5 protein-coding genes are annotated in these 6,000 nt (G+C 63.2%); 2 read left to right on the top strand and 3 right to left on the bottom strand.

Annotated elements, in window-relative coordinates; translation table 11 throughout:
• Nucleotides 1–206: 206 nt before the first annotated feature.
• On the bottom strand, nucleotides 207–1,010 hold the full coding sequence (locus E3T31_RS15065; RefSeq protein WP_134469883.1) for a PP2C family serine/threonine-protein phosphatase: 804 nt from the start codon (nucleotides 1,008–1,010) through the stop codon (nucleotides 207–209).
• 107 nt (nucleotides 1,011–1,117) lie between these two features.
• Nucleotides 1,118–2,554 (bottom strand): gamma-aminobutyraldehyde dehydrogenase, encoded by a 1,437-nt coding sequence (locus E3T31_RS15060; protein ID WP_134469881.1) that lies wholly within the window; start codon nucleotides 2,552–2,554, stop codon nucleotides 1,118–1,120.
• Between the two features lie 123 nt (nucleotides 2,555–2,677).
• Here E3T31_RS15060 and E3T31_RS15055 point away from each other — a divergent pair, with 123 nt between their 5' ends.
• A complete protein-coding gene (locus tag E3T31_RS15055) occupies nucleotides 2,678–3,160 on the top strand; it encodes an Lrp/AsnC family transcriptional regulator (protein WP_134469879.1) in 483 nt (160 codons plus the stop codon).
• A 5-nt stretch (nucleotides 3,161–3,165) separates the two neighbouring features.
• Nucleotides 3,166–4,596, top strand: a complete 1,431-nt coding sequence (locus E3T31_RS15050; protein ID WP_134469877.1) for an aspartate aminotransferase family protein — start codon at nucleotides 3,166–3,168, stop codon at nucleotides 4,594–4,596.
• Between the two features lie 70 nt (nucleotides 4,597–4,666).
• Here E3T31_RS15050 and E3T31_RS15045 read toward each other — a convergent pair whose 3' ends face one another.
• Nucleotides 4,667–5,977, bottom strand: coding sequence for a DUF4192 domain-containing protein (locus tag E3T31_RS15045; protein ID WP_134469875.1), 1,311 nt, complete (start codon nucleotides 5,975–5,977; stop codon nucleotides 4,667–4,669).
• Between the last annotated feature and the right edge of the window lie 23 nt (nucleotides 5,978–6,000).

Here is a 6,000-nt window from a genome sequence, read left to right as displayed (position 1 = left end):
GTCGAGAGATTCTCAGATATGTTTGGATTTATGTGCGAATACGCATTCGGGCAGACCCCGCGTTCTCGAGACCGGCGCAGGCCAGTCCATGGCGGTCTCGGCAAGCTCAACCAACGGCACGAGTCGCGTTCCACAAACAGGCCACGTTAGGGAAGGCACGCGCCGGCACCCACAAAAGATCGCTTAGAAGCCCGAACGCGGGGCAATTAGCCCGTGGGTGCCTCGTAGGGGTCGACCGCCAGCACGTCGACTACGATCGCGGTGACGTTGTCGCGACCACCGTTTTCGAGGGCCGCGTCGACCATCGCTGAGACGGCATCCGCTGCCAGCTTCTTTTCGAGCAAAAAATGACGAATACCGTACGAGGTCAGTTCCTTGGTGAGCCCGTCTGAGCAGACCAGGATGCGCATGCCGGCCTGGATCGGCAGAATGCGATAGTCGGGAATAGGCGGTTCGTGAAAGCCGACCGCCCGGGTGATGATATTGCCGTGCGGGTGCACGTCGGCCTCTTCGCGGGTAATGCGCCCCGCATCGACGAGTTCCTGCACGACCGAGTGGTCGTTGGTGACCTGCTCGAGGACACCGTTGGACAACTGATAAACCCGGGAGTCGCCGATGTTGAAGACGATCCAACTGACGGCATCCGAAACCAGGGCCAGTGCAACCCCGGTCACCGTTGTTCCGGTGCCCTGGTCGGTGACTCCGACACCCTGCGCCATATCCTCGACGGCCAGCACGAGGGCGCGGTCAATCGAACCGGCCTCGGCGACGAGCGTTCCGGACAGCTCGGCCAGCCTTGTGACGACGGCGGCACTGGCGACATCGCCGGCCGAATGCCCCCCCATACCGTCGGCGACGGCGAACAGCGGTGGCGCGGCGAGCAGGCTGTCTTCGTTGACCTCCCGGCGATGACCAACGTCGGTCAGGGCAGCCCACGCCAGCGTCAACGACGTTCCAACGCTGGGCAGTTCGACACGAAATTCGGTCGAACCTTGACCAATCTGGGTCACGGGTAGTGCCTTCCGAGTGTGGGGCGCGAAGCCGGCCCCGCCGTTCCAACGTTCACCGAAGGACTTGCACCATAATAACGGCACCGTCCGTTGGCACCGTACCGCACCTAATGTCCGATGTAGCTCATCACGTGCTTGATCCGGGTGTAGTCCTCGAAGCCATACATCGAGAGGTCCTTGCCGTACCCGGAGTGCTTGAAACCGCCGTGCGGCATCTCGGCCACGATCGGTATGTGGGTGTTGATCCAGACGCAACCGAAGTCAAGGTGCTTGGCAAAGCGCATCGCCCGACCGTGATCCCGGGTCCACACCGACGACGCAAGACCATACTGCACGTCGTTCGCCCAGCGCAGCGCCTCGGCCTCGTCAGTGAATCGCTGCACGGTCATCATCGGGCCGAAAATCTCTTGCTGCACGGCCTCGTCGGTCTGCAGCAGCCCGCTCACGATGGTCGCTTCGTGAAAATAGCCGGCCTGGCCGACGCGATGACCGCCGAGTTCGAGCACGGCGTGGTCGGGCAGCCGGTCGACGAAACCGGAGACCTGAGCGAGCTGGTTGACGTTATTCACCGGGCCGAACAGGATTCCCTGTGCGCTGGGAGCTCCGGTGCGCGCGTTCTCTCTGGCGTAGGCGGTGAGCGCGGCGACGAATTCGTCGTGAATGCCGGCCTGCACAAGCAGCCGGGTCGCAGCGGTGCAATCCTGGCCGGCGTTGAAGAAGCCGGCGGCGACGATGCCGGCCACGGCGAGCTCGATGTCGGCATCGTCGAAGACGATCACTGGTGCCTTGCCACCGAGTTCAAGGTGAACCCGTTTGAGATCGTGTGAGGCAGCTTCGGCGACGGCCATACCGGCCCGCACCGATCCGGTGATCGACACCAGCTGGGGAGTCTTGTGGTCGATCATGGCCGCACCGGTCGTGCGGTCACCGGTGATTACGTTGAGCACGCCCTTCGGCAGGAACTCCGCGGCGATCTCGGCGAGCAGCAGGGTCGCGCTCGGCGTCGTGTCGGAGGGCTTGAGCACGGTCGTATTGCCGGCGGCGAGCGCGGGCGCGAATTTCCAGACCGCCATGTTCAGCGGGTAGTTCCACGGGGTGACCTGACCGACGACACCGATCGGTTCGCGGCGGATGAAGGAGGTGTGGTCGGTCAGATACTCGCCGGCCGCACGGCCCTCCAGATTGCGGGCGGCTCCGGCGAAGAACCGAATCTGATCGACCGAGAGCAGAATCTCGTCGTCGACGAGGGTCGAACGTGGCTTGCCGGTGTCGAGCGACTCGGCGTCGGCGAATTCCTCGGCACGCGCCTCCATCGCATCCGCTATGCGAAACAGTGCGAGCTGCCGTACCGCCGGGGTCGTTTCGCCCCAAATTTCGAAAGCGGATGCCGCGGCGCGGTAGGCAGCATCGACGTCGGTCGCGTTCGAGACCGGGCTCGAGGCATAGACCGATTCGGTCGCCGGATCGATCAGGTCAAACCGTTCCGTCGACGTCGACTCGGAGTGCTGGCCATTGATGAAGTTACGTAGTTCGGGGGCGCTCATGCGGCCCAGTGTACCGATTTCGGTTTGAAGCACACCCAGATTCACAAATGAAATCCGCAGTTTTTTGCGAAGACTGCTACGGATTCGCTTGCTGAAGTGCATTTCGACTGACACAATCGATGCATGAATGGACAAAGGCGTGGTCACCCGCCCAAGCCGGCCCAGCTCGACGATGTGTCGAAGAAGATCATCGAACAACTGCAGGTCGACGGACGCCGGTCGTACGCGGAGATCGGCAAAGCTGTCGGCCTCAGCGAGGCGGCCGTACGGCAGCGGGTGCAAAAGCTCACCGATTCCGGCGTCATGCAGGTTGTCGCCGTAACCGACCCGATGCAGCTGGGCTTCTTTCGCCAGGCGATGATCGGCATTCGAGCCTCGGCCGACACCCGCATTCTCGCCGAGCAACTCGCTGCGATTGACGCCGTCGACTATGTCGTACTCACGGCCGGCACCTTTGACATTCTCGCCGAGGTCGTCTGCGAAGACGACGACGAATTACTTGAACTGCTCAACTCCAAGATCCGCAACCTCGAGGGGGTTCTCTCCACCGAGACCTTCGTTTATCTCAAACTCCACAAACAGTTCTATAACTGGGGAACACGGTAAAGAAAATGACGCTCACCACACCCATCGATTCACCGGTTGCCTTCAGCGACGCGCACAACGCCGAGTTGCAACAAAAGGCCAAGGATCATCTCTGGATGCACTTCTCCCGTCAGTCGGTGATGGAATCCGGTGCCGGAGTGCCCATCATCGTCAAAGGCAAGGGCCACCACATCTGGGATTCCCAGGGCAAGCAGTACATCGACGGCTTGAGCGGATTATTCACCGTCAACGCCGGACACGGACGCAAGCGCCTGGCCGAGGTCGCAGCCAAGCAGGCCGAAGAACTCGCATTCTTCCCGATCTGGTCGTATGCCCACCCCAACGCGATCGAGCTCGCTGACCGCCTCGCCTCCTATGCGCCCGGCGACCTCAACCGCGTGTTCTATTCGACCGGTGGCGGCGAAGCCGTTGAAACCGCATTCAAGCTCGCCAAGTACTACTGGAAACTCATGGGACGCCCGACCAAGCACAAGGTCATCTCCCGCAACGTCGCCTACCACGGCACCCCGCAGGGTGCGCTGGCCATCACCGGCATTCCGACAATGAAGGAAATGTTCGAACCGGTCACCCCCGGCGGCTTCCGTGTTCCCAACACCAACTTCTACCGCGCCGACGAAATGAGCCCGGGCCTTGGCCTCGGCGACAACCTCGAGATGTTCGGCCAGTGGGCCGCCAACCGCATCGAAGAAATGATCGAGTTCGAAGGGCCGGAGACCGTGGCCGCCGTGTTCCTCGAGCCGGTGCAGAACTCCGGTGGCTGCTTCCCGCCGCCTCCAGGCTATTTCAAGCGCGTGCGGGAGATCTGCGACAAGTACGACGTGCTCCTGGTCGCCGATGAGGTCATCACGGCTTTCGGTCGCATCGGCAACATGTTCGCATCGACGACCTATGACATTCAGCCCGACATGATCACCTGTGCCAAGGGCATGACGAGCGGATACTCGCCGATCGGTGCGACCATCATCAGCGACCGCATCTACGAACCGTTCAAGCACGGCGATACGACGTTCTACCACGGCTACACCTTCGGCGGCCACCCGGTCTCCTCGGCCGTCGCCCTGGCCAACCTCGACATATTCGAGGAGGAGAAGCTCAACGAGAACGTGCGCGAGAACTCGCCGTTGTTCCGCAAGGAGCTGGAGACGCTGCTCGACCTACCGATCGTCGGCGACGTGCGCGGTGCCGGCTACTTCTTCGGCATCGAGCTGGTCAAGGACAAGGGCACCAAGGAAACGTTCAACGACGACGAGTCCGAGCGTCTGCTGCGCGGCTACCTGTCCAAGGCGCTGTATGACGCGGGCCTGTACTGCCGCGCCGATGACCGCGGCGACCCGGTGATTCAGCTCGCTCCCCCGCTGACCATTGGCCCGAAGGAATTCGCCGAGATCAGCGAGATTCTGCACGGCGTGCTCTCGGAGGCACCAAAGCACCTGTAGTTCGTTCGCCGGGACCCGGTCTCGCCTCCAAACGAATGCGCGACCGGGTCGCCGTCGGGCAGCACCTGCCTCAACCGCCGGCGGCCCTCGCCTCGTCGTCGTCTTCGTTGTTCTCGCCCTCGAAGGACCACAGAGCGTCGTCGCTGAGCGCGGCATCTTCGCCAAAGTCTTCGTCGTTTTCGTAGCCGAAATCGTCGCTCTCCTCGTCGTCCCGGCGCGGAACCGCGAACGCCCACTCCGGCAGGTGTCCCGACCCGAGCAGCACTTCCAGCAGGTTCGCCATGCTGTACCGCGGGTCGATGGCGAGCGCTTGGTCCACGAAGAATCCGGCAACGGAGCCACTGCCGAGGGCCCAGGACAGCCAGGCGAGCATGCAGAGCGGCGCCGGTCTGGCGGAACGCGGCGCCAGCGCAACCACGGTGCGCAACAGGGTGATGGCCATCCGGATCCGCTCGACATCCGGTCGTTCCTGCCGCAGCCCGAGCATGATGTCCCCGGTATGTTGGGCGCTCGAGTCGCCGGAGTCCATCTCCTCGGCCACGAGATCGTCGAGGCTGCGCCCGGTCTCGTGCTGGAGCAGGACGTAGTGTAGGTTGACCTTGTGGGCGCGAACGCCTTCCTCACGGCCGAAGGCGAACTGCACCATGATCTGGTCGCGATTGGGCGGTGACTGCACGAGCACGAGCAGCGCTGCCGCGTCATCCTCGGTGGGCGGATTGCTCCAGGTCAGCGCTTCCTCCGCGATCGCGACCGGGTCGAGCAGCGCGCCGAGGGTAGGAAACAACTCCGGGGCATTTTCGGCCCGCGCGATCAGGTGGCGGTAGCGCCGGTAGACCCGGGCGAGGCGTTCCTTGGTGGCCAGATTGACGCCGACCGGTTCCGCGCCATTCTGCAAAGTGCCGAGCGGTCGCTCGGCCGGATCGGTCGCCTCGTCGTTCAGTGGGGACTCGGCAATGTCGCTGAGCGGATGCCCGCCCGCCGGGCACTGCGGGTCGAGATAGCTGCCCCAGGCATCCACTGACACGCAGAGCGAATCACGCAACAGAAAACCGCTGAGTTCGAGCCGCCGGTTCAGTATCTCCGCAAAACCCTCCCGTGGGATTCCGCGGGCTTCGACGAAGGAGTCGTCCGTGTAGATGACGGGAACGACAGCGTCGACGCCGGGAATCTTGCAGAGCATCCCGGCCAGTGTCGTGGCGATGCGTTGATACACCTTCTGCGGTGCGCCATCCTCGGGCAGGTTGAAGCGCAAGGCGCCGCAGGTGCGATTGCCGCGAAACGCGACGAGAACCGCGCTGGTCTCGGGCAGAAACCCGAGCAGCTGGGGAACGAGTGCCAGAAAGTCCTGGGCCTTCTGGGCTTTAACACGGGTTGGTTGCATGCCGCCACTGTGCCCGGTCGCGC

Source organism: Cryobacterium sp. TMS1-13-1 (assembly GCF_004403125.1).
GTDB classification, from domain to species: domain Bacteria; phylum Actinomycetota; class Actinomycetes; order Actinomycetales; family Microbacteriaceae; genus Cryobacterium; species Cryobacterium levicorallinum.
This window is presented reverse-complemented; position numbering and strand designations above follow the sequence as displayed.